The organism is Duganella alba (genome assembly GCF_009674495.1).
In the GTDB taxonomy this organism is placed as follows: Bacteria; Pseudomonadota; Gammaproteobacteria; order Burkholderiales; family Burkholderiaceae_D; genus Rugamonas; species Rugamonas alba.
On record NZ_WKJN01000016.1, the window covers coordinates 37061 to 58486 of the forward strand.

Annotated in this window: 25 protein-coding genes; 12 read left to right on the forward strand and 13 right to left on the reverse strand. The window is 62.7% G+C overall.

What is annotated here, in order from left to right:
- Positions 1-9: 9 nt before the first annotated feature.
- From GJ695_RS16780 to GJ695_RS16790, 3 genes are read right to left on the reverse strand one after another with little or no spacing between them, the layout of a single operon-like run.
- Positions 10-1473 (reverse strand): NAD(P)(+) transhydrogenase (Re/Si-specific) subunit beta, encoded by a 1464-nt coding sequence (locus GJ695_RS16780; protein ID WP_154366671.1) that lies wholly within the window; start codon positions 1471-1473, stop codon positions 10-12.
- On the reverse strand, positions 1470-1784 hold the full coding sequence (locus GJ695_RS16785) for an NAD(P) transhydrogenase subunit alpha part 2 (RefSeq protein WP_154360182.1): 315 nt from the start codon (positions 1782-1784) through the stop codon (positions 1470-1472). The genes GJ695_RS16780 and GJ695_RS16785 overlap by 4 nt, the downstream gene beginning before the upstream one ends.
- Before the next feature lie 14 nt (positions 1785-1798).
- Positions 1799-2911, reverse strand: coding sequence for a Re/Si-specific NAD(P)(+) transhydrogenase subunit alpha (locus tag GJ695_RS16790; protein WP_154366673.1), 1113 nt, complete (start codon positions 2909-2911; stop codon positions 1799-1801).
- A gap of 176 nt (positions 2912-3087) precedes the next feature.
- Here GJ695_RS16790 and GJ695_RS16795 point away from each other — a divergent pair, with 176 nt between their 5' ends.
- A complete protein-coding gene (locus GJ695_RS16795; RefSeq protein WP_154366676.1) occupies positions 3088-3585 on the forward strand; it encodes an NUDIX hydrolase in 498 nt (165 codons plus the stop codon).
- Positions 3586-3588: 3 nt separating this feature from the next.
- Complete coding sequence (mnmA, locus tag GJ695_RS16800; RefSeq protein ID WP_154366678.1) at positions 3589-4692, forward strand: tRNA 2-thiouridine(34) synthase MnmA; 1104 nt, start codon at positions 3589-3591, stop codon at positions 4690-4692.
- Here the strand turns inward: mnmA and GJ695_RS16805 are convergent, their stop codons facing one another.
- From GJ695_RS16805 to GJ695_RS16815, 3 genes are all read right to left on the reverse strand, one after another.
- Positions 4693-5148, reverse strand: coding sequence for an ANTAR domain-containing protein (locus GJ695_RS16805; protein ID WP_154366679.1), 456 nt, complete (start codon positions 5146-5148; stop codon positions 4693-4695).
- 13 nt (positions 5149-5161) lie between these two features.
- Entirely contained in the window at positions 5162-5935 is a 774-nt protein-coding gene (locus GJ695_RS16810) for a 5'-3' exonuclease (RefSeq protein WP_154366681.1), read from the reverse strand.
- Positions 5936-6016: 81 nt separating this feature from the next.
- A complete protein-coding gene (locus GJ695_RS16815; RefSeq protein WP_154366683.1) occupies positions 6017-6688 on the reverse strand; it encodes a glutathione S-transferase in 672 nt (223 codons plus the stop codon).
- A gap of 158 nt (positions 6689-6846) precedes the next feature.
- Here GJ695_RS16815 and GJ695_RS16820 point away from each other — a divergent pair, with 158 nt between their 5' ends.
- Positions 6847-8454: an FMN-binding glutamate synthase family protein gene (locus GJ695_RS16820; protein ID WP_154366808.1), complete on the forward strand. Its 1608-nt coding sequence runs from the start codon at positions 6847-6849 to the stop codon at positions 8452-8454.
- Here the strand turns inward: GJ695_RS16820 and GJ695_RS16825 are convergent.
- The 4 genes from GJ695_RS16825 to GJ695_RS16840 all read right to left on the reverse strand — a co-directional run bounded on the left by GJ695_RS16825 (position 8451) and on the right by GJ695_RS16840 (position 11185).
- Positions 8451-8609, reverse strand: a complete 159-nt coding sequence (locus GJ695_RS16825) for a hypothetical protein (protein ID WP_229260572.1) — start codon at positions 8607-8609, stop codon at positions 8451-8453. The genes GJ695_RS16820 and GJ695_RS16825 overlap by 4 nt on opposite strands.
- A 127-nt stretch (positions 8610-8736) precedes the next feature.
- Entirely contained in the window at positions 8737-9009 is a 273-nt protein-coding gene (locus GJ695_RS16830) for a DUF6587 family protein (RefSeq protein ID WP_154366687.1), read from the reverse strand.
- Position 9010: 1 nt separating this feature from the next.
- Positions 9011-10915 (reverse strand): ferrous iron transporter B, encoded by a 1905-nt coding sequence (gene feoB / locus GJ695_RS16835; protein ID WP_154366690.1) that lies wholly within the window; start codon positions 10913-10915, stop codon positions 9011-9013.
- Between the two features lie 3 nt (positions 10916-10918).
- Entirely contained in the window at positions 10919-11185 is a 267-nt protein-coding gene (locus GJ695_RS16840) for a FeoA family protein (protein ID WP_154366692.1), read from the reverse strand.
- A gap of 258 nt (positions 11186-11443) precedes the next feature.
- Between GJ695_RS16840 and GJ695_RS16845 the strand changes: the two genes are divergently transcribed.
- The gene (locus GJ695_RS16845; protein WP_154360192.1) at positions 11444-11665 is read left to right on the forward strand and encodes a (2Fe-2S)-binding protein; all 222 of its coding nucleotides are present in this window, start codon (positions 11444-11446) and stop codon (positions 11663-11665) included.
- 2 nt (positions 11666-11667) lie between these two features.
- Positions 11668-12372, forward strand: coding sequence for an energy transducer TonB (locus tag GJ695_RS16850; protein ID WP_154366693.1), 705 nt, complete (start codon positions 11668-11670; stop codon positions 12370-12372).
- A 3-nt stretch (positions 12373-12375) separates the two neighbouring features.
- Here GJ695_RS16850 and GJ695_RS16855 read toward each other — a convergent pair whose 3' ends face one another.
- A complete protein-coding gene (locus GJ695_RS16855; RefSeq protein WP_154366695.1) occupies positions 12376-12912 on the reverse strand; it encodes a pyridoxamine 5'-phosphate oxidase family protein in 537 nt (178 codons plus the stop codon).
- Between the two features lie 228 nt (positions 12913-13140).
- Between GJ695_RS16855 and bfr the strand changes: the two genes are divergently transcribed.
- Positions 13141-13617, forward strand: a complete 477-nt coding sequence (gene bfr, locus GJ695_RS16860) for a bacterioferritin (RefSeq protein WP_154360195.1) — start codon at positions 13141-13143, stop codon at positions 13615-13617.
- A gap of 60 nt (positions 13618-13677) precedes the next feature.
- Here bfr and GJ695_RS16865 read toward each other — a convergent pair whose 3' ends face one another.
- A complete protein-coding gene (locus tag GJ695_RS16865; protein ID WP_154366697.1) occupies positions 13678-14286 on the reverse strand; it encodes a glutathione S-transferase N-terminal domain-containing protein in 609 nt (202 codons plus the stop codon).
- A 105-nt stretch (positions 14287-14391) separates the two neighbouring features.
- On the opposite strand from GJ695_RS16865, the gene purB reads away from it, so the two are divergent.
- The 6 genes from purB (at position 14392) to GJ695_RS16895 (ending at position 20593) form a co-directional block, all read left to right on the forward strand.
- Entirely contained in the window at positions 14392-15768 is a 1377-nt protein-coding gene (purB, locus tag GJ695_RS16870) for an adenylosuccinate lyase (protein ID WP_154366699.1), read from the forward strand.
- Positions 15769-15929: 161 nt separating this feature from the next.
- A complete protein-coding gene (locus tag GJ695_RS16875; protein WP_154360198.1) occupies positions 15930-16457 on the forward strand; it encodes a cytochrome b in 528 nt (175 codons plus the stop codon).
- 19 nt (positions 16458-16476) lie between these two features.
- Positions 16477-17031 carry a YceI family protein gene (locus GJ695_RS16880; protein ID WP_154366701.1) on the forward strand — a complete coding sequence of 185 codons (555 nt, stop codon included), beginning with the start codon at positions 16477-16479 and terminating at the stop codon, positions 17029-17031.
- 29 nt (positions 17032-17060) lie between these two features.
- On the forward strand, positions 17061-17627 hold the full coding sequence (locus GJ695_RS16885) for a YceI family protein (protein WP_154366703.1): 567 nt from the start codon (positions 17061-17063) through the stop codon (positions 17625-17627).
- A gap of 137 nt (positions 17628-17764) precedes the next feature.
- A complete protein-coding gene (locus GJ695_RS16890) occupies positions 17765-19918 on the forward strand; it encodes a S46 family peptidase (protein ID WP_154366705.1) in 2154 nt (717 codons plus the stop codon).
- Between the two features lie 105 nt (positions 19919-20023).
- Entirely contained in the window at positions 20024-20593 is a 570-nt protein-coding gene (locus tag GJ695_RS16895) for an NADPH-dependent FMN reductase (protein ID WP_154366707.1), read from the forward strand.
- Here the strand turns inward: GJ695_RS16895 and GJ695_RS16900 are convergent, their stop codons facing one another.
- Positions 20594-21325, reverse strand: coding sequence for a hypothetical protein (locus GJ695_RS16900; protein ID WP_154366708.1), 732 nt, complete (start codon positions 21323-21325; stop codon positions 20594-20596).
- Positions 21326-21426 lie beyond the last annotated feature (101 nt).

The following is a 21426-nucleotide window of genomic DNA, read 5'->3' on the forward strand; positions in this document are numbered from 1 at the left end:
CCGTGCGGGTTACTCGACGGCCTTGACCATATCCTCAATGACCTTCTTCGCATCGCCAAACACCATCATGGTATTCGCCTGATAGAACAGCTCATTGTCCAGCCCCGCATACCCTGAAGCCATCGACCGCTTGTTAACGATGATGCTCTTGGCCTTGTAAGCCTCCAGAATCGGCATCCCCGCAATCGGCGATTTCGGGTCCTTGGCAGCCGGATTAACCACATCATTGGCGCCGAGGATCAGCACCACATCCGTCTGCCCAAACTCACCATTGATATCCTCCATCTCAAACACCTGGTCATACGGCACCTCGGCCTCCGCCAGCAGCACATTCATATGCCCCGGCATCCGCCCCGCCACCGGGTGAATCGCATACTTCACCGTGACGCCCTTGTGGGTCAGCTTCTCCACCAGCTCCTTGAGCGAATGCTGCGCCCGCGCCACCGCCAGACCATAGCCCGGCACAATAATCACGCTCTCCGCATTCGACATGATGAACGCCGCATCATCGGCCGAACCGGATTTGACCGGGCGCTGCTCCTTCGCACCGCCCGCCCCGACATCCGCCGGCGCGCCGCCAAAGCCGCCCAGGATCACATTGAAGAACGACCGGTTCATCGCCTTGCACATGATGTACGACAGGATCGCGCCGCTGGAACCCACCAGCGAACCAGCAATGATCAGCATCGAGTTATTCAGCGAGAAGCCGATGCCCGCCGCAGCCCAGCCGGAATAGGAGTTCAGCATCGACACCACCACCGGCATGTCGGCGCCGCCGATCGGAATGATGATCAGCACACCCAGCACAAACGCGATCGCGGTCATGATCAGGAACGGCACCCACGCCGGCTCGTTGCCGCCAGCGGCCACGAACACCAGCCCAAGTCCCACCATCACAATCGCCAAAATCAAATTCAGCAAATGCTGGCCCGCGAAGCTGACCGGCGCGCCCTGGAACAAGCGGAACTTGTATTTGCCCGACAGCTTGCCGAACGCGATCACCGAACCGGAGAACGTAATCGCCCCAACAAAGGTGCCGATAAACAGCTCGATGCGATTCCCCGTCGGCAGCGCCTCGCCCACCGCAGCGATGCCGAATGCATGGGGCTCCGATACCGCCGCCACCGCGATGCACACCGCAGCAAGGCCAATCAGCGAATGCATCGCCGCCACCAGCTCCGGCATCTTGGTCATCTCGACCTTCTTCGCCAGCACCGCGCCGATACCGCCGCCGACCACCACGCCCAGCACCACCAGCGGCAGTCCCAGTCCGGCGCCGCCCACCGCAGCCTCCGAACGCAGCTTGAGGATCAGCGCAATCGTCGTCACAAACGCGATCGCCATGCCCGACATACCGAAGGCATTACCGGCGCGCGCCGTCGCCGGCGACGACAGGCCTTTCAACGCCTGGATAAAACACACCGATGCGATCAAATACAGCATCGTCACCAGGTTCATGGAGATAAAGTTCATGCTTTATCTCCTGATTTGGCTTTCGGTTCCTTCTTCTTGAACATCTCCAGCATGCGCTGCGTGACCAGAAAGCCGCCGAACACATTGACGGCGGCCAGCGCCACCGCGACCGTGCCGGCGATCTGCCCGACCAGCCCTTCGGTCAGCGAAGCGGCCAGCATGGCGCCGACGATGATGATGGCCGATACCGCATTGGTCACCGCCATCAGCGGCGTATGCAGCGCCGGCGTCACGGTCCAGACCACGTGGTAGCCGACGTAAATGGCCAGAACAAAAATAATCAGATTGATGATGGTGTGGCTGATTTCCATGGTGTCTCCCCCGGTTATTTGCGCAGCAGTTCGCCGCCGGCGCACAGCAGCGTGGCCTTGATGATTTCGTCTTCGCGGTCGATCACCAACTTGTCTTCCTTGTCGATGATCAGCTTGAGGAAGTCCAGCACGTTGCGCGCGTACAGCGCCGACGCGTCGGCCGCCACGTGCGTGGCCAGGTCCGGCTCGCCGATGATGTGGACGCCGTACTTGATCACCGTCTTGTTCAACTCGGACAAGGGGCAGTTGCCGCCCTGCGACACCGCCAGGTCGACGATCACGGAACCGGGCTTCATCGCCTTCACCGTCTCCTCGGAGATCAGCACCGGCGCCGGACGGCCCGGTATCAGCGCGGTGGTGATGATGATGTCGGCCAGCTTGGCGCGTTCGTGCACCAGTTCGGACTGGCGGCGCATCCAGTCGGCCGGCATCGGCCGCGCGTAGCCGCCCACGCCCTGGGCGATTTCCTTCTCTTCATCGGTCAGGTAGGGCACGTCGATGAATTTGGCGCCCAGCGATTCCACCTGCTCCTTGACCGGCGGCCGCACGTCGGAGGCCTCGATCACCGCGCCGAGACGCTTGGCGGTGGCGATGGCCTGCAGACCGGCCACGCCGACGCCCATGATCAGCACCCGCGCCGCCTTCACCGTGCCGGCCGCCGTCATCAGCATCGGCATGAAGCGCTGGTAGGTGTTGGCCGCCACCATCACCGCCTTGTAGCCGGCGATGTTGGCCTGCGACGACAGCACATCCATCGACTGCGCGCGGGTGATGCGCGGCACGGCTTCCAGCGCCAGCGCCTGCAGCCCGGCCGAGGCCATGGCGGCGTTGTTGTCCGCATCGAAGGGATTGAGCATGCCGATCACCACCGTGCCCGGCTTGATCTGCGCGCGTTCGTCGGCGTTCGGGGCGCGGACCTTGAGGATCACGTCAGCCGCCCATACCTCGCTGGCAGGCACGATTTGTGCACCTGCTGCAACATAGGCCTCGTCCGTCACCGAAGCCGGCAGGCCGGCGCCGGCCTGCACGATGATCTGATGCTTGGCGGCCAACTTTTTGACAGTCTCCGGCGTGGCTGCCACCCGGGTCTCCCCCGGCCTTGTCTCGGCCGGTACGCTTATTCTCATGGTGCCTCCAGATGATTAACAGACTGACTACAATCTATCACGGTTTTTTAGGCCACGAAACATCGGTTTCATCATTTCAAGTATTACTATTTGTCATTAATTACCCCGTAAATTTGTTCCAGCGCAAACCAAAAGGCTGGAACAGGCTAAAATATCGGCTCTTTCAAGGATGACTCATGCCGCGTATCTGGAAACCCTCTGTGACTGTTGCCGCCATCGTCGAAAAAGATGGCAAGTTCTTGCTGATCGAAGAAGAAACCAGCGACGGCATTCGCATCAACCAGCCTGCCGGTCACCTCGACCCGTATGAATCGCTGGAGCAAGCCGTCATCCGCGAAACCCTGGAGGAAACCGCCTACGACTTTACGCCAACGGCGCTGGTGGGCATGTATATGTCGCGCTACACCTCCAACCGCACCGGCGAGGAAGTGACGTATCTGCGCTTCACTTTCTGCGGCTATCCGGGCGCCCAGCACGACCGTCCGCTGGACGAAGGCATTCTGCGCACCATGTGGCTGACGCGCGACGAACTGGCCGCCTGCGCCGACCGTCACCGCAGCCCCACCGTGCTGCAATGCGTGGACGAATACCTGGAGGGCCGCCGCGCTCCATTGGAACTGATACAAACACACGCTTCCGTCTACAAGGAAGCCATTAGCACTGCGAATGGATAAGTAATGAGCAAGAAACGGGTCGTTATCGGCATGTCGGGCGGGGTGGACTCCTCGGTCTCGGCGTGGCTGCTGAAGGAACAGGGCTATGAAGTCATCGGCCTGTTCATGAAGAACTGGGAAGATGACGACGACTCCGAGTACTGCTCCACCCGCCAGGACTGGATCGACGCGGCCAGCGTGGCCGACGTGGTCGGCGTGGATATCGAGGCGGTCAACTTCGCCAGCGAATACAAGGACCGCGTGTTCGCCGACTTCCTGCGCGAGTACCAGGCCGGCCGCACGCCGAATCCGGACGTGCTGTGCAACGCCGAGATCAAGTTCAAGGCCTTCCTCGACCACGCGATGTCCCTGGGCGCCGACCTGATCGCCACCGGCCACTATGCGCGCGTGCGCCAGAACGGCGACCGCCACGAGCTGCTGAAGGCGGTCGACCACACCAAGGACCAGAGCTACTTCCTGCACCGCCTGAACCAGGCGCAGCTGTCGAAGACGCTGTTCCCGCTCGGTGAAATCCCGAAAACCGAAGTGCGCAAGATCGCCGAGAAACTGCAGCTGCCGAACGCGGCCAAAAAGGATTCGACCGGCATCTGCTTCATCGGCGAACGCCCGTTCCGCGAGTTCCTGAACCGCTACCTGTCGTACAAGCCGGGCCCGATGATGACGCCGGACGGCAAGGTGGTGGGCGAGCACGTCGGCCTGTCGTTCTACACGCTGGGCCAGCGCAAGGGCATCGGCGTCGGCGGCATGAAGGATTACAAGAACGCCGACGGCAGCAACGACGCCTGGTACGTCGCCAAAAAGGACGTGCTCAACAACGTGCTGTACATCGTGCAGGGCCACGACCATCCGTGGCTGCTGTCGGCCACGCTGCGCGCCGACCAGGCCAGCTGGATCGCCGGCGTGCCGCCGGAAGCGCGCGCGATGTCGGCCAAGACCCGCTACCGCCAGGCCGATGTGGCGTGCGAGATCGCGCCGGACGGCCAGTCCGACTTCGCCCTGAAATTCATGGATGCCCAGTGGGCGGTCACGCCCGGCCAGTCGGCCGTGCTGTACGACGGGGAAGTGTGTCTCGGCGGCGGCATCATCGACAGCTCGACCGCCGCATAATCAACCGGCGGCCGGTTCGCCGCCGTCTGCCGACGGCGCTGCGCTGCCGGCTTCCGCTTCCGCCTTGGCGGCCAGCGCCGCGCGCTGGCGCTTGACCATGGCGATCACCACGTTACGGATCGTGTTGAGCACGGTGTCGGCCTTGAACGGCTTGACGATGAAACCGCTCACGCCCAGCGCATGCGCTTCCTGGATGATGGCGGCGTTCATTTCGCTGGAGACCATGAACAGCAGCGTCTTCGGCCAGTTGGCGCGGATTTCCAGCACCGAGGCCTGGTCGCTCTCGAACTGTTCCTTGGCGATGCAGACGATGTGCGGATGGTGCTTAATCAGCAGCACCATGGCGCTGGCGCAGGTGTGGGTCTGGCCCACCACGTCGTAGCCGCCATCGAGCAGCACGGTATTCAGCAGGCCACGCGCGACAGCGCTGGGATCGATAATGACTGCTTTTAACATCTTGCAAACCTTGTTAGTGGGACCAGGCCAGCATGTTCCAGCTCACGCCTACCTTCACATCCGTTTTCAACTGTACCAGTTGTCGAGAAAGATACAGCATTTCGCGTTCTTTTCGAAGCGTTTCCCCCAAGGAATCTTTAAGAATGCCGGCGCCGGCCATAATGGCGTCCAGATTGCCGTATGTACGCAACAGTTTGGCGGCGGTTTTGACGCCGACCTTGGACACGCCGGGGATGGAATCGGTGACGTCGCCCATCAGCGCCAGCAGGTCCGGCAACTGGTCGGGCGGCACGCCCCACTTCTTTTCGACCCAGGCGTGGTCGTGCCATTCGCTCTTGAAATGGTCCCAGACGCGGGCGCCCTGGGCGATCAGGCCGTGCAGGTCTTTGTCGGTGGTGGCGACCGTGGCCTCGCCGCGGCCTTCGGCCAGCCAGCGCAGCACCACGGTGCCGATGACGTCGTCGGCCTCCACTTCCGGCACCGACACCACGTGCATGCCGAAGCCGCGCAGCCTGTCGTAGAACGCCGGCAGCGCCTCGCGCAGCGGCGACGGCATCGGCGCGCGGCCTTCGCGGTAGCCGCCGTACAGGTCGTGGCGCCAGGTGCGGCCGCCGAAGTCGAAGGCCGGCAACAGGTGCGTGGGTTGGTGGTCGTGGATCAGCGTGCGCAAGGAAGACAGCGCGTGGCGCAGCGCAATGTCGGCCTTTTCGGGGCTGTCAGGTTCGGGACTGGCTTCGTAGACGCGGCGCACAATATTGAGGCCGTCGATGGCAAGGAGTCTACCCATGTTCAACTTCATCCGGGCTTGGTCAAGCCGCCATTCTACCCGACCGGACCGACGCGGCGGCATGCGCCGCGTCAAAGCCGCTTACTTCAGCAGCTCGTACGGGCCGCCGCGTTCGAGGGCGCGTTGGAAGGCGGGGCGACTGTGGATGCGTTTCAGGTAGGCCGCCAGCTTCGGCCGCGATGCGTCCAGGCCGCCTCGCGCGGAGGCGGCTTCCAGCGGGAAGCTCATCTGGATGTCGGCGGCGGTGAAGTCGTTGCCGGCGAACCATTCGCTCTTGCCCAGCTCGCCTTCCAGGTAATCCAGGTGCATGGCGATCTGCGGCAGGATGTAGCTGCCCTTGACCTTGCCCGCGATGGCGCGCGCGATCGGCTTGACGAAGAACGGCGCCGGGCTGCTTTCGACGCGGTCGAAGATCAGTTTCATCAGCAGCGGCGCCATCGCCGAGCCTTCGGCGTAGTGCAGGAAATAGGTCCAGCGACGACGCTCCTCGGTGCCGGCCGGCGGGATCAGGCGGCCGTTGCCGTAGGTGTCGATCAGGTATTCGGCGATCGCGCCGGACTCGGCCACCACGATGCCGTTATCGCTGATCACCGGCGACTTGCCCAGCGGGTGAATCTTCTTCAGCTCCGGCGGCGCCAGCATGGTCTTCGGATCGCGCTGGTAGCGCACGATCTCGTATTCCAGGCCCAGTTCCTCCAGCAGCCACAGCACCCGCTGCGAGCGCGAATTATTCAAGTGATGAACGACGATCATGTGACTTATCCCGAGAAAAAAGAACGGCCGTGCGCCGCAATGCCGCTAGCTTAACATTGTTACCCGCCGCGCGCGTCTGCCCAGATCGGATATGGATTCCTTCGAGAAACAGCAGTACACTCGACAGTTCCTCAGCCGCCGCCGGAGTCTTCATGAATTTGCTGTCCCCACGCTATCTCGCCTTCCATGCCTCCATCGTTACGCTACTGGCTTCGCTGGCCTTGCGGGCACCGTGGGAAATCTCGGCGATCGCCGCCGCGCTGACCATCGTCGGCATCAGCGACCTGCTGCAAACCAAGCGCGCGCTGCGCCGCAATTACCCGATCCTGGCGCACTTCCGCTTCTTCTTCGAATCGATCCGTCCCGAGATCCGCCAGTACTTCCTGGAAGACGACATGGTGGCCGAGCCGTTCTCGCGCAACCAGCGCAGCATCGTCTACCAGCGCGCCAAGAAGGACACCGACAAGCGCCCGTTCGGCACCCAGCTCGACGTCTATGCGCCCGGCTACGAATGGATCAACCACTCGATCGCACCGGCGCCGGAACAGCCGCACGACTTCCGCATCGAGATCGGCAATCACCCGGACTGCCCGCGCGCGCAGCCGTATTCGGCCAGCGTGTTCAACATCTCGGCGATGAGCTTCGGCGCGCTGTCGGCCAACGCCATCCTGGCGCTGAACGGCGGCGCCAAACAGGGCGGCTTCATGCACGACACCGGTGAAGGCAGCATCAGCCCCTACCACCGCCAGAACGGCGGCGACCTGGTGTGGGAAATCGGCTCCGGCTACTTCGGCTGCCGCAACGACGACGGCACGTTCTCGGAAGCGAACTTCATCGTCAACGCCACCGCGCCGCAGGTCAAGATGATCGAACTGAAGATGTCGCAGGGCGCCAAGCCGGGCCACGGCGGCGTGCTGCCGGGCGCCAAGGTCACCATCGAAATCGCGCAGACGCGCGGCGTGCCGGTGGGCCGTGACTGCATTTCGCCATCGTCGCACTCGGCCTTCAAGACGCCGATTGAAATGCTGCAGTTCATCGACCGCCTGCGCACGCTGTCGGGCGGCAAGCCGACCGGCTTCAAGCTGGCGATTGGTCACCCGTGGGAATTCTTCGGCATCGTCAAGGCCATGCTGGCCACCGGCATCGTGCCGGACTTCATCGTGGTCGATGGCGGCGAAGGCGGCACCGGCGCGGCGCCGGTCGAGTTCACCGACCACATCGGCACGCCGCTGCAGGAGGCGCTGCTGCTGGTGCATAACACGCTGGTGGGCGCCAACCTGCGCGACAGGATCAAGATTGGCGCCTCGGGCAAGATCATCACCGCCTTCGACATCGCGCGCACGCTGGCGCTGGGAGCGGACTGGTGCAATTCGGCGCGCGGCTTCATGTTCGCGCTGGGCTGCATCCAGTCGCAAAGCTGCCATACCGACCGCTGCCCGACCGGCGTCGCCACGCAGGACCCGTCGCGCCAGCGCGCGCTGGTGGTGCCGGACAAGATCCAGCGCGTGGCCAACTTCCACGAAAACACGATGGAAGCGCTGGCCCAGCTGATCGCCGCCGCCGGCCTGACACATCCGTCGCAACTGCGTCCGCGCCACCTGGTGCGGCGCATCTCGCACAACCAGGTCAAGCTGGCGTCGGCGCTGCTCCCCTACCTGGAGCCGGGCGAGCTGCTCGACCCAAGCCAGCTGTCGCGCCTGCCGCCAGTGTTCGGCCACTACTGGCCGATGGCGCAGGCGGAGTCGTTCGATCCGTTCTGTGGTTAATGCGGGAACGGCACATAGCCCCTGCGAATCGCCCAGTCTTCGCCCTGTCGTTTGAACGCATCGATCGTTGCCGCGTCGAATTCCATCGTCAACGTGACCGTCGGCGATCCGGGCGGCGCAAGCAGGCGTGCCCGCCATGGACGGAACTGTGCCAATTCTTCTGCCGTTAATGGCTGCGCGTCCGGATCAGACGCGGCCGACAATGAACTGCCGTGCTTGCGCTGCAGATAAGACTAGAACGGTGGAGCGCGGGCGGCTTTGCGCCGCCGCATGGGAGATGGCTTAACGCTGCACGTGCAGCTTGATGACGCGCTTATGGGTGGTGGCGTCGGTCGGCGTGTCGCACGAGGACGGGCCGCAGTTGGAGCAGCCGCCGCCATCGCCGCAGCCGCCACCGCCGTTGGTCTTGAACAGCTTGGCCAGCCGCGCTTCGTTGAAGCCGCGCTTGCCCAGCGTGTAGACGATGCGCTGGCGCCAGGCCAGCGGCAGGTACTTGGCGCTGAAGTGCATCAGCGCCACCAATACGATCACCGCGACAATAATCTGCTGCCACATATCAGCCTCCGAAAGCCAGCGCAATCCGGTACGTCAGGAACGACGCCACATACGCCAGCGCAAACAAATAACCCGCCATCAGCCACGCATAGCGCACGCTGCCGGTTTCACGACGCACGGTACTCAGCGTGGCGATGCACTGCGGCGCGAACACATACCAGGCCAGCAGCGACAGCGCGGTCGGCAAGGTCCAGCTCGATGCGATGATCGGCGCCAGCGTCTGCGCCACTTCATCGCCGCTCTGCGACAACGCATACACGGTGCCCAGCGCACCGACCGCCACTTCACGCGCCGCCATGCCCGGCACCAGCGCGATGCAGATCTGCCAGTTGAAGCCGATCGGCGCGAAGATGAATTCCAGGCCGCGGCCGATGATGCCGGCCAGGCTGTAGTAAATCGGCGGATGGGTGGCGCCTTCCGGCGCACCAGGGAAGGAACTCAGCACCCACAGCAGGATCATCAGCGTCAGGATTACCGTGCCGACGCGGGTCAGGAAAATCTTGGCGCGTTCCCACAGGCCCAGCGCCAGGTTGCGCATGTGCGGCCAGTGGTAGGCCGGCAACTCCATCATCAGCGGCTGCTTGCCTTCGCCGCCCATGAAGCGCTTCATCACCCACGCCACCGCCATCGCCGAAATGATGCCGGCGAAGTACAGCACGAACAGCACCAGTCCTTGCAGATTGAAGATGCCGCCGACGTCGCGGTTGGGAATGAAGGCGGCGATGATCAGCGCATACACCGGCAGGCGCGCCGAGCAGGTCATCAGCGGCGCGATCATGATGGTCACCAGGCGGTCGCGGCGGTTCTGGATGGTGCGCGCCGCCATCACGCCCGGAATCGCGCAGGCAAAGCTCGACAGCAGCGGAATGAAGGCGCGTCCCGACAGGCCGACGCCGCCCATCAGGCGGTCCAGCAGGAAGGCCGCGCGCGGCAGGTAGCCGCAATCTTCCAGGAACAGGATAAAGAAGAACAGGATCAGAATCTGCGGCAGGAACACCAGCACGCTGCCGGCGCCGCCGAGGATGCCTTCGACCAGCAGGCTGCGCAGGATACCGTCCGGCATCGCGTCCTTGACCATGCCGCCGAGGTGATCGACGCCATCCTTGATCATGTCCATCGGCGGCGTGGCCCAGCTGAACACCGCCTGGAACACCAGGAACATCAGCACCGCCAGGATGACCGGGCCGATCACCGGATGCAGCACCACGTTGTCGATCTTTTCGCTCAGCACGTCATGCGACTGCGCCGGCGCGCTGACCGCCAGGTCGAGGATGCGGCGCACTTCGCGCTGCGTCTCCTCGACGCCGACCGCGTCGATGGCCGACAGCGGATTCGGCTTGCCCGCCGACAGCGGCCACATCATGTCCAGCGCGCGCAGCAGCGATTTCTCGCCACCGGCCTGCACCGCCACGGTTTCCACCACCGGCATGCCCAACTCGCGCGACAGGACGTCCGCGTCGATGGCGATGCCGCGCTTCTTGGCGACGTCGACCATGTTCAGCGCCAGGATCATCGGCAGGCCCAGGCGCTTGATCTCCAGCACCAGGCGCAGGTTCAGCCGCAGGTTGGTGGCGTTGACCACGCACACCACCACGTCCGGCGCGGCATCGCCCTTGCGCAGGCCGGCCACCACGTCGCGCGTGATTTCCTCATCCGGCGTGTGCGCCGACAAACTATAGGCGCCCGGCAGGTCCAGCACGCGGAAGCTGTTGCCGCCGCTGGTGGTGAACGCGCCTTCCTTGCGCTCGATGGTCACGCCGGCATAGTTGGCCACCTTCTGGCGCGCGCCGGTCAGCCGGTTGAACAAGGCGGTCTTGCCGCAATTCGGATTGCCGAGCAAGGCCATCATCGGCGTCCGCGCTACCGCGGCTGGCGTTGGCGCCACCTGTTTTTCTACTGCACCCATGATTTATTCCGGTTGAATCGAGACCAGCGCGGCTTCAAAGCGGCGCAACGCAAATGTGGAGTGGCCAACCTTGATCGCCAGCGGCTCGCCGCCCGGCATGCCACGTTTGAGCATGCGGATTTTTTCGCCGGGCACAAAGCCCAGCTCCATCAGGCGGCGCGCCAGGCTGACGCCGCCGTCGGCGGCCTCGCCGGGAGAAACGTGCACCACGGTGGCGCTGGCACCGACCGTCAGGGCATCGAGGGTAATCAGGGGAACAGCGTGCGTCATGAGCAAAGTCCAGTCGAGATGCCGCTGGCAAAGGGGCTGCGGCCTGCCCGGCGAAGCTGCAATGTTGCGTGCTCGCCGGAATGAGATACTAGCATTATAAACGGTAATGCGAATGACTTCTATTTAGCTTGCATCCTGCTGCGGTTTACGGCAGTATACGATTAATGATAATGATTCGCATTAAGTTACCAGCAATCATGTCATAAAGAACTTAATCGCAACTTAGCCGTTATTCAGCCTAGCCAGAAGGTGCATCAAATGATTGTTTGTGTCTGCAACAACATCTCAGATCGCGAAATCCGTCAAGCCATGGAGTTGGGTATTACGTCGATGGAAGAACTGCGCCGCGATCTCGGCGTAGCCACTTGCTGCGGCCAATGCTTCTCATGCGCTGAAGAACTCCTCAATGAACATCTGGCCGCGCAAGCCGCTGCCGAACTCAAAGAGACTGTGCTGAAACGCCCAGCCTTCACCAACTAATCATGAATACAATGACCTACAGCCGGACAGCGTCGCTGTCCGCGGATGACGCCGGCCTCGTCCAGGAATTCAAACGCCGCAGCCGCAAGTTCACCCCGCTGGCGGCGATTGTTGTGGGTCATGCTGTCGTGTTTTATCTGGCTTACTCGGGCATGCTGCGCAGCGTCACGCATGCCATCATGCCGCAAGTGGTGAACGTCACCTTCGTGGCCTCGCCTGAACCGCTGAAGCCGGCGCCGGCGCCGAAGGAAGTGCCGCTGGTGATGCCGAAGCAAAGCTTTGTGCCGCCGCTGCCGATCGTGAATATCGTGCAGACTGAGCCGACCATCACCCTGCCGCCGCCACAGCCGCGTCCGAGCGAAGCGGCGCCATCGCATGCCGCGCCGACCGCGCAAGCCGCGCCACCAGCGCCGCCGGCACCATCGACGCCGAAGACGGTCTCGGGCGTGGAATATGTGCGCGCACCGCAGCCGGTGTACCCAAGCATCGCCCGCCGCATGGGTGAAACCGGCACCGTGATGCTGCGCGTGCTGATTGGTGAGAAGGGCACGGCCGAACAGGTCGTCGTGCAGAAATCGTCGGGCTCGGCCAATCTGGACGAAGCCGGCCGCCAGGCGGTGCTGCGCGCGCTGTACAAACCGTTCATCGAGGACGGCAAGGCCGTCCCCGTCTACGTGCTGGTGCCGATCAACTTCCAGCTCGGCTAAGTCTTACAGGTCCAGCCTGCCCTCGATGGAGTCATCGAGGGTTTTGCCGATCACGGCGCCGATCAGCATCTTGACGCTGGCCACCGCCTTGCCGTGCTTGGTATCCCAATAGTAGCCGTAAGTCGGCGCAAACTTGATCAGCGTCACGCGCGGATCATCCTCGCCGCCGGTGAACCACGTCTTCATCGTAAAACTCCACAGCTCCTTGATCTTGACCGGATCGCGCGACACCGTGGCGATGCCTTCCAGATGCATGAACTCCGAATGGGCCGAACCCTGGAAGTACAGCGTGGCCGACGGATCGGCCGCCAGCTCCTGGTTCTTCAGGCTGTCGCTGGCACTGATGAACCACAGATTGCCGAGATCATCGACCTGCAGCGCCGTCATCGGCCGCGCGTCGCCGGGACCGCCTTCGGCGTCGTTGGTGCAAAAGAAGCAGCCGGGCGTGCTGTCGACAAACTCGCGGATCTTGCGCACTGCGTCTTCACCGATCAGATCCTGGTGATTGGTTTCTGCTTGTTGGGCGTTGATGGAATCCATGGCTCACTCCTTTAGTTGAGCTGTCATGGTAGCGGCGCGGCCGCGCCGGCACAGTGGGTTGCCTCACACTGCGCCCTATAAGAATGCTAATGGTTTTCATTTGCGCCAACACTCTCAATCACCGAACTTAGGTGGTATTTCACCGAAATTATCAGACAATCGCTACACGCGTAGGGGTGTTTCGTGGCACAATGGCGCCATTCGCAACCATCTCAGAAAGACATCCCCATGAAGGGCGACCAAGAAGTTATCCGCTTGCTCAACGCACAGCTGACCAACGAACTCACCGCGATCAACCAGTACTTCCTGCACGCCAAGATGTACAAGCACTGGGGCCTGGAAAAGATCGGCAAGAAAGAGTACGAAGAATCGATCGGCGAAATGAAGCACGCCGACAAACTGATCGACCGCATCCTGATGCTGGACGGCCTGCCGAACCTGCAAGCCATGCACAAGGTCATGGTTGGTGAGAACACCGAAGAGATGCTGAACTGCGACCTGAAGCTGGAAAAAGGCGCGCAGATCACCGTCAAGGAAGGCATCGCCGCCGCCGAGAAAGCCGCCGACTACGTGTCGCGCGACCTGTTGCTGATGATTCTGGAAGACACCGAAGAGCACATCGACTGGCTGGAAACCCAGCTGGACCTGATCGGCAAAGTGGGCATCCAGAACTACCTGCAAAGCCAGATGAGCGTCGAAGACTAAACATAGAACGCCATGTGGCCGTGCGGCGATCTTGAGCGCCGCACGGCCACATGGCGTTTTTTATTGTGGCGCGGTGTCCTTGAACGACGGGCGTTCGGACAGCTTGTCGTACAGCTTGGCCAGGTTGGCGTAGTCGTCGCGCCAGGTGATTTCCGGGAAGCGGAACGCCAGCCAGCCCAGCGCGCAGCCCACGGCCACATCGGCCAGCGAATAATGGATGCCGGCGCAGTACGCCTGCTCACCCAGCTTCTCCGACAGCGACTTCATGCTCAGATGTACCTTGCGCATCTGGCGCGCCATCCACTCCTCGCTTTGCTGCTCCGGCGGACGCATGGTGCGCTCCAGGCGCACGCTGACGGCGGCGTCGACCATGCCGTCGGCCAGCGCTTCCCAGCATTTGACGTCGGCGCGGTCGCGGCCGTTTGGCGGCAGCAGCTTGCAGACCGGCGTCAGCGTATCGAGATACTCCACCATCACACGCGAATCGATCATCACCGAGCCGTCCTCCATGACCAGGCTCGGCACTTTGCCGAGCGGATTCCATTGGCTGATGGTGGTGTCTTCCGCCCACACATTTTCCAATTCGAACTGGTAATCAAGCTTTTTTTCCGCCAGAACGACACGAACCTTGCGGACATAAGGGCTGGCGAGGGAACCGATGAGTTTCATAGACACTTATAGAGGAAGAACAGGCTTCAGTATAACATCGGCGGCTTGGGCCGCCGCCGATGGTAAAATCACGGTCTCTGCTTTTTCAACTTCGCGCTCTCCATCATGACCACTACTCCTTACTCCACGCTGTCGGCGCTGTCGCCGCTGGACGGCCGCTACGCCGGCAAAACCGATCTGCTGCGTCCCATCCTGTCCGAATCCGGCTTCATGCACCACCGCGTCAAAGTAGAAATCTCCTGGCTGCAAGCGCTGTCGCTGGCCGGTTTCGCTGAAATCAAGCCGTTCTCGGCCGCGGGCACCGCCCTGCTGGACAAGATCGCCAGCGAGTTCACCGAAAACGACGCCGCCCGCATCAAGGAAATCGAAGCCGTCACCAACCACGACGTCAAGGCCGTGGAATACTGGCTCAAGGAGCAGGTCAAGGATGTGCCGGAACTGGTGGCCGCGTCGGAGTTCATCCACTTCGCCTGCACCTCGGAAGACATCAACAACACCTCGCACGGCATGATGCTCAAGGCCGCGCGCGACACCGTCATGCTGCCGTCGCTGAACAAGGTGATCGCCCGCCTGACCGACATCGCCCACGCCAACGCCGAGCTGCCGATGCTGTCGCGCACCCACGGCCAGACCGCCAGCCCAACCACCCTGGGCAAGGAAATGGCCAACGTCGTGGCCCGTTTGCAGCGCGCCATCAAGCGCATCGAGCAAGTGGAAATCCTCGGCAAGATGAACGGCGCGGTCGGCAACTACAACGCCCACCTGTCGGCCTACCCGTCGTTCGACTGGCCGGCCTTCTCCAAGGCGGTGATCGAGCAGCGCCTGGGCCTGGTGTTCAATCCCTACACCATCCAGATCGAACCGCACGACTACATGGCCGAGCTGTTCGACGCCTTCGCGCGCGCCAACACCATCCTGCTGGACCTGAACCGCGACATCTGGAGCTACGTCTCGCTGGGCTACTTCAAGCAGAAGCTGAAAGCCGGCGAAATCGGTTCCTCGACCATGCCGCACAAGGTCAACCCGATCGACTTCGAAAACTCCGAAGGCAACCTGGGCCTGGCCAACGCCGTGCTCAAGCACCTGTCGGAAAAGCTGCCGGTCTCGCGCCTGCAACGCGACCTGACCGATTCGACCGTGCTGCGCAATATCGGCGTCGGCCTCGGCTACACGCTGCTGGCCTACGACAGCTGCCTGCGCGGCCTGAACAAGCTGGAAGTCAATCCGGCCCGCCTGGAAGCCGACCTCGACGCCAACTGGGAAGTGCTGGCCGAGCCGGTGCAGACCGTGATGCGCCGCTACGGTATCGAGAACCCGTACGAACAGCTGAAAGAGCTGACCCGCGGCAAAGGCATCTCGAAAGTCGCGCTGCAGGAGTTCATCAACGGCCTGGCCGTGCCGCAGGAAGCCAAGGATCTGATGCTGGCCATGACCCCGGCCAACTACACCGGCATCGCCGCAGCTCTGGCAAAAGCCATCTGATGTAAAAAAGCAATTTGCTCTACACTAGCCCCGCAGCCTGAACGCGCTCAAGATCGCGCTCAGTGCAGCGGGGCTTTTTTATTTTTAGGGTCCGTCAAGCGCATACCGCAATTCTTTGGTATATTTAGTCCTAATACGTACTAATTCTCCGGAGCCGTTTTATGCCACGCTATACCAAAACCGCAATGTTGCTGCACTGGCTGGTCGCCTTGCTCATCATTGCCACCTTCTTCCTCGGCCTGTCCATGGTCGCCATCCACGGCTTTTCGCCCACCAAGCTGAAGTACTTCTCCTGGCACAAGTGGATGGGCGTCACGGTGCTGTTACTGGCCGTGCTGCGCGTGCTGTGGCGCGTCACGCACAAGCCGCCGGCCAAGCTGAGCTCGATTCCCGACTGGCAGCACCTGATCGCCGAAGGCATGCACTTCCTGCTGTACTTCCTGATCTTCGCGGTGCCGATCTCGGGCTACTTCTACACCTATGCGGCCGGCGTGCCGGTGGTGTACCTGGGCCTGTGGCAGATGCCGGCCGTGATCGCCGCCGATCCTGAACTTAAGGCAACTTTAAAAACTGTTCATTATGTTTTGACCATGACCATGGCTGCCGCCGTTGTGGCCCACGCCCTGGCCGCCCTGAAGCACCACTTTGTCGACCGCGACGTGACCCTGAAACGCATGTTGCCGCTGTAATCACCCACTGGAGCCTACCATGAAAACCATCAAAAAAATCGCCCTCGTATCCATGCTGGGGATCGCCTTTGCCGCCAGCGCCGCCGCCCTGAAAACCGATCCGGCCAAGAGCACCGTCACCGCCACCTTCAAGCAGATGAACGTGCCGGTCGACGCCAAGTTCAAGAAATTCACCGCCGCCATCGACTACGATGCGGCCAAGCCGGACGCCGCCAAAGCCACCGTGGAAGTCGAGACCGGCAGCATGGACCTGGGTGACGCCGAGTACAACAAGGAAGTGACCAAGAAAGAATGGTTCAACGCCGCCCAGTTCCCGAAAGCGACCTTCGTGTCGTCGTCGATCAAGGCTGCCGGCGCCGGCAAGCTGACCGTCACCGGCAAGCTGACCATCAAGGGCAAGGCCACCGACGTCAGCTTCCCGCTGACCGTCAAGGCCGACGGCAAGAACCAGGTGTTTGACGGCGTGCTGCCGATCAAGCGCCTGGCCTACAACATCGGCGAAGGCGAATGGAAAGACACCAGCATGGTGGCCGACGATGTCGCCATCAAGTTCCACGTCGTCGCCGGCCAATAACGCAAGACCACCAACGGAGACACCACAAGATGAAAGCACAGATCCTGATCGCCACGCTGCTGGCCGCCTCGGCCACGTCGGCCATCGCCACCACCTACAACATCGACCCGACGCACACGTACCCGAGCTTCGAGGCCGATCACATGGGCCTGTCGGTATGGCGCGGCAAGTTCGACAAGACCAGCGGCACGGTGACCATGGATCGCGCGGCCAGGACAGGTGGTCTCGACATCAAGATCGACCCGGCCTCGATCGACTTCGGCCTGGAGGCGATGAACAAGCACGCCAAGGGCGAGGACATGTTCAACGTCGGCAAGTTCCCGACCATCACCTACACCAGCAAATCGTTCAAGTTTGAAGGCGACCAACTGGTGGCGGTGGACGGCGAGCTGACGCTGCTCGGCGTGACCAAGCCGGTGACGCTGAAGGTCAACAAGTTCAAGTGCATCATGCATCCGCGCTACAAGAAGGAAGCCTGCGGCGCCGACGCCAGCGCCGAGTTCAAGCGCAGCGACTTCGGCCTCAACTACGGCCTGCCCAACTTCTCGCCGGAAGTCAAACTGGCGATCCAGATCGAAGCCATCAAGGCTGACTAAAATCCGGGGTCAGGTCCCCCATTTCTACACGGCCTCTACCGTAGCGAACGCTACGGTAGAGGCCGTGTAGAAATGGGGGACCTGACCCCGGAGTATTGCTATACTTCTACGGCCGTTCAACCACAGTAGAAGAGACAATGAAAAAATCCCTGATCGCGCTCGCCATCCTGAGCACCTCCGCCTATGCGGACGAAGGCATGTGGATGCCTCAACAGCTGCCACAAGTAGCCAAGGAACTGAAAGCCGCCGGCCTCAAGCTGGACCCGGCCACCCTCACCAAGCTGACCGAGTTCCCGATGGGCGCCATCGTCAGCCTGGGCGGTTGCTCGGCCTCCTTCGTGTCGCCGCAAGGCCTGGTCGCCACCAACCACCACTGCGTGTACGGCAGCGTCGCCCACAACTCGACGCCGGAACGCAATCTGCTGGCCAACGGTTTCCTGGCCCACAACCTGGGCGAGGAACTGCCGGCCGCGCCGGGTTCGCGCATCTGGGTGACCAAGGCGGTGACCGATGTCAGCAAGCAGGTGGTGACGCCGGAAGTGGCCAAGCTGAGCGGCAAGGCGCGCAGCGACGCGATCGAGAAGAACCAGAAAGCCATCCAGGCCGAGTGCGAAAAAGACGCCGGCCACCGCTGCACCGTGGCGGCCTACTACGGCGGCCTGGAGTACTACCTGATCAAGCAGCTGGAAATCCGCGACGTGCGCCTGGTGCACGCGCCGCCTGAAGGCGTGGGCAAGTTCGGCGGCGACACCGACAACTGGATGTGGCCACGCCACACCGGCGACTACGGTTTCTATCGCGCCTACGTCAGCAAGGACGGCAAGGCCGCCGACTACAGCAAGGACAACGTCCCCTACGTGCCGCAGCACTACCTGAAGCTGGCCAAGGAAGGCGTCAAGGAAGGCGACTTCATCATGGTGCTCGGCTACCCGGGCCGCACCAACCGCCACCGCCTGCCGTCGGAAGTGGCGTTCACCTTCGACTGGAACTATCCGGCCTTCGTCAAGCAATCGGCCGAGAGCCTGGCCATCATTGCCGACACCACCAAGGACAACAAGGACACCGCGCTGAAGTATGCGTCGCAAGTGGCCGGCATCAACAACTACTACAAGAACCGCCAGGGCATGCTGGACTCCTACGCCGGCAGCGACATGCTGAAGCGTAAAACCGCCGAGCACGAAGCGCTGAAGCAGTGGATCAACGCCGACGCCAAGCGCAAGGCCGAATACGCCGGCGACATCGAACTGGTGGAAAAACTGATCGCCCAGCGCGATGCCGAACTGAAGCGCGACTACTACTTCGGCTCGTCGAAGCCACGCCTGCTGAACACCGCGCGCATGCTGTACCGCCTGGCCAACGAAAACACCAAGCCGGACGCCGACCGCAAATCGGGCTACCAGGTGCGTGACGTGCCGCGCCTGAAATCGTCGGTCGATGCGCTGGTACGCAACTACGACGAGAAGGTCGACAAGGCGCTGGTGCTCAACAGCCTGACCAAGTACGCCGCCCAGCCGGCGGCCGAACGCAACGCCGCGTTTGACGCGGTGGTCGGCATCAAGGACGGCATGAGCAAGACCGACCTGCAAGCCGCCCTGGACAAGCTGTACGCCGGCAGCAAGCTGGGCGACCTGGCCGAGCGCAAAGCCTGGCTGGAGCGCAAGCCGGCCGACTTCAAGGCCAGTGACGACAGCTTCATCAAGGCCGCCGTGGCGCTGTACGAGCCGGACCTGAAATCGGAAGCCGAAGACGAGGAACTGGGCGGCAAGCTGCAACAAGCCTATGCCAACTACATGAAGGCCAAGATCGCCTACATGCACAGCAAGGGCCAGGCGGTTTATCCCGACGCCAACAGCACCCTGCGCGTGACCTTCGGCAAAATCGCCGGCCGCGATCCGGGCGCCGACGGCACCACCTGGAAAGCCTTCACCACCGTGGCCGGCGTCGCCGCCAAAGCCACCGGCCAGGGTGAGTTCAACGCCCCCGCCGCGCAGCTGAAGGCGATCAAGGACAAGGACTTCGGCAAGTACGCCGATCCGAAACTGAAGTCGGTGCCGGTGGCCTACCTGGCCACGCTGGACATCACCGGCGGCAACTCCGGTTCGGCCGCGCTGAACGCCAAGGGCGAGTGGATCGGCCTGGCCTTCGACGGCACGCTGGACTCGATCATTTCGGACTGGGACTTCAACAAGGCGATGACCCGCGACATCCAGGTCGACCTGCGCTACATCCTGTGGAACATGAAACACGTCGACCACGCCGACAACCTGCTGAAGGAAATGAACGCCGAATAAGCGCCTCATCCTTAAGCCGGAAGCCACGCCCCTGTAAAGCGGCGTGGCTTTTTTCATGGATGGGGTACATTATTGTTTCCGTCCAAAACCACTGAAGGAGATTCCATGTCCGCGAAGAAAATCGCCGTTGTGATCGGCAGCCTGCGCAAAGAGTCGCTCAACCGTAAGATCGCCAAGGAAGTCATCGCGCTGGCGCCGGCGTCGCTGAGCCTGGAGATCGTCGAGATCGGTGAACTGGCCATCTACAACGAGGATCTGGAAGGCAACGGCGCCACGCCGCCGCAGGCGTGGACCCAGTTCCGCGACCGCATCAAGGAATTCGACGGCGTGCTGTTCTTCACGCCGGAATACAACCGCTCCACCACCGCCGCGCTGAAGAACGCGCTCGACGTCGGCTCGCGTCCTTACGGCAGCAGCGTCTGGAGCGGCAAGCCGGCCGGCATCGTCAGCGTGTCGCCCGGCGCCACCGGCGCGTTCGGCGCCAACCACCACCTGCGCCAGTCGCTGGTGTTCCTCGACATGCCGACGCTGCTGCAACCGGAAGCCTACATCGGCGGCGCCGCCAAACTGCTCGGCGACGACGGCAAGCTGAACAACGACAGCACCAGGGAGTTCCTGAAGAAATTCATCGACACCTACGCCACCTGGGTCGAGACCAACGCCAAAAAGAAGTAATCAGCGTTTGATCACCGTGAAGGCATAGCCGGTCTCCTTCAGCGTGGCCGGCACCCACACCCGCGGCGCGCCGCGGTTCAGCGCCAGCAGGTGCGGACCGTCGCGCCCCGGCAGCAAGGCAACATCCGCGCCCGGCAGGCGCTGCGCCAGTTGCAGCGCGCCGTCCGCCGCGCCGGCCCGGCTGACATACACCCGGTACGAGGCGCGGCTGTCGCCGATCTCCAGCAGATAGCCGGCCACCGTCGCCATGCCGGCGCTTCCCGGCATGGCGGTCACCCGCAGCCGCGTTTTCTGCTTGCGCAGCTCCAGCGCGTTCCACGGCTGCATCGGATACAGCTTCGGTCCGCCGGCTCTGGGCGGCACGCCGCTGTCGCTCGGCTCCGCCACCACCACCCGCAAGCCGTCGCGCAAGGCCAGCAACGGCGCCAGCCCGTCATAACGGCCGGCCGTGGCCGGCGTCACCAGCAGCAGGTCGGCCGCCGGCCAGCTGCGCGCGATGTCCTGGCTGTACGCCTCGGCGTCGGCGTCCACCGTCAGCACCGTCAGGCCCTGGAAGCTGATCAGCACCATGCCCTTGCCGACCGGCTGCATGCGCCCCTGCGCCACGCTGCCGCCGCCATTGCCGTCCAGCTCGATCACATAGCGCGGCCCGACCTGCGCCACGCCCCAGCGGCAGCCCAACGCCATCAGCAACACCACGCCCACCGCCCGCCAGCCATAGTGGTTCCGCATCGCAGCCTCCCTCGAAGTCATGAGAGGTCCAGTAAAACACCGGCCGCATAAATTTACCTTGAAGCAACTCAAGCCAGCAGCTGCGGGCGCTCAAAAAACGG

What these genes read in the sequence shown, in the direction of transcription:
- GJ695_RS16780 (WP_154366671.1), bottom strand. Translation starts at nt 1,473, where the DNA reads ATGAACTTTATCTCCATGAACCTGGTGACGATGCTGTATTTGATCGCA.
- GJ695_RS16785 (WP_154360182.1), bottom strand. Translation starts at nt 1,784, where the DNA reads ATGGAAATCAGCCACACCATCATCAATCTGATTATTTTTGTTCTGGCC.
- GJ695_RS16790 (WP_154366673.1), bottom strand. Translation starts at nt 2,911, where the DNA reads ATGAGAATAAGCGTACCGGCCGAGACAAGGCCGGGGGAGACCCGGGTG.
- GJ695_RS16795 (WP_154366676.1), top strand. Translation starts at nt 3,088, where the DNA reads ATGCCGCGTATCTGGAAACCCTCTGTGACTGTTGCCGCCATCGTCGAA.
- mnmA (WP_154366678.1), top strand. Translation starts at nt 3,589, where the DNA reads ATGAGCAAGAAACGGGTCGTTATCGGCATGTCGGGCGGGGTGGACTCC.
- GJ695_RS16805 (WP_154366679.1), bottom strand. Translation starts at nt 5,148, where the DNA reads ATGTTAAAAGCAGTCATTATCGATCCCAGCGCTGTCGCGCGTGGCCTG.
- GJ695_RS16810 (WP_154366681.1), bottom strand. Translation starts at nt 5,935, where the DNA reads ATGGGTAGACTCCTTGCCATCGACGGCCTCAATATTGTGCGCCGCGTC.
- GJ695_RS16815 (WP_154366683.1), bottom strand. Translation starts at nt 6,688, where the DNA reads ATGATCGTCGTTCATCACTTGAATAATTCGCGCTCGCAGCGGGTGCTG.
- GJ695_RS16830 (WP_154366687.1), bottom strand. Translation starts at nt 9,009, where the DNA reads ATGTGGCAGCAGATTATTGTCGCGGTGATCGTATTGGTGGCGCTGATG.
- feoB (WP_154366690.1), bottom strand. Translation starts at nt 10,915, where the DNA reads ATGGGTGCAGTAGAAAAACAGGTGGCGCCAACGCCAGCCGCGGTAGCG.
- GJ695_RS16840 (WP_154366692.1), bottom strand. Translation starts at nt 11,185, where the DNA reads ATGACGCACGCTGTTCCCCTGATTACCCTCGATGCCCTGACGGTCGGT.
- GJ695_RS16845 (WP_154360192.1), top strand. Translation starts at nt 11,444, where the DNA reads ATGATTGTTTGTGTCTGCAACAACATCTCAGATCGCGAAATCCGTCAA.
- GJ695_RS16850 (WP_154366693.1), top strand. Translation starts at nt 11,668, where the DNA reads ATGAATACAATGACCTACAGCCGGACAGCGTCGCTGTCCGCGGATGAC.
- GJ695_RS16855 (WP_154366695.1), bottom strand. Translation starts at nt 12,912, where the DNA reads ATGGATTCCATCAACGCCCAACAAGCAGAAACCAATCACCAGGATCTG.
- bfr (WP_154360195.1), top strand. Translation starts at nt 13,141, where the DNA reads ATGAAGGGCGACCAAGAAGTTATCCGCTTGCTCAACGCACAGCTGACC.
- GJ695_RS16865 (WP_154366697.1), bottom strand. Translation starts at nt 14,286, where the DNA reads ATGAAACTCATCGGTTCCCTCGCCAGCCCTTATGTCCGCAAGGTTCGT.
- purB (WP_154366699.1), top strand. Translation starts at nt 14,392, where the DNA reads ATGACCACTACTCCTTACTCCACGCTGTCGGCGCTGTCGCCGCTGGAC.
- GJ695_RS16875 (WP_154360198.1), top strand. Translation starts at nt 15,930, where the DNA reads ATGCCACGCTATACCAAAACCGCAATGTTGCTGCACTGGCTGGTCGCC.
- GJ695_RS16880 (WP_154366701.1), top strand. Translation starts at nt 16,477, where the DNA reads ATGAAAACCATCAAAAAAATCGCCCTCGTATCCATGCTGGGGATCGCC.
- GJ695_RS16885 (WP_154366703.1), top strand. Translation starts at nt 17,061, where the DNA reads ATGAAAGCACAGATCCTGATCGCCACGCTGCTGGCCGCCTCGGCCACG.
- GJ695_RS16890 (WP_154366705.1), top strand. Translation starts at nt 17,765, where the DNA reads ATGAAAAAATCCCTGATCGCGCTCGCCATCCTGAGCACCTCCGCCTAT.
- GJ695_RS16895 (WP_154366707.1), top strand. Translation starts at nt 20,024, where the DNA reads ATGTCCGCGAAGAAAATCGCCGTTGTGATCGGCAGCCTGCGCAAAGAG.
- GJ695_RS16900 (WP_154366708.1), bottom strand. Translation starts at nt 21,325, where the DNA reads ATGCGGAACCACTATGGCTGGCGGGCGGTGGGCGTGGTGTTGCTGATG.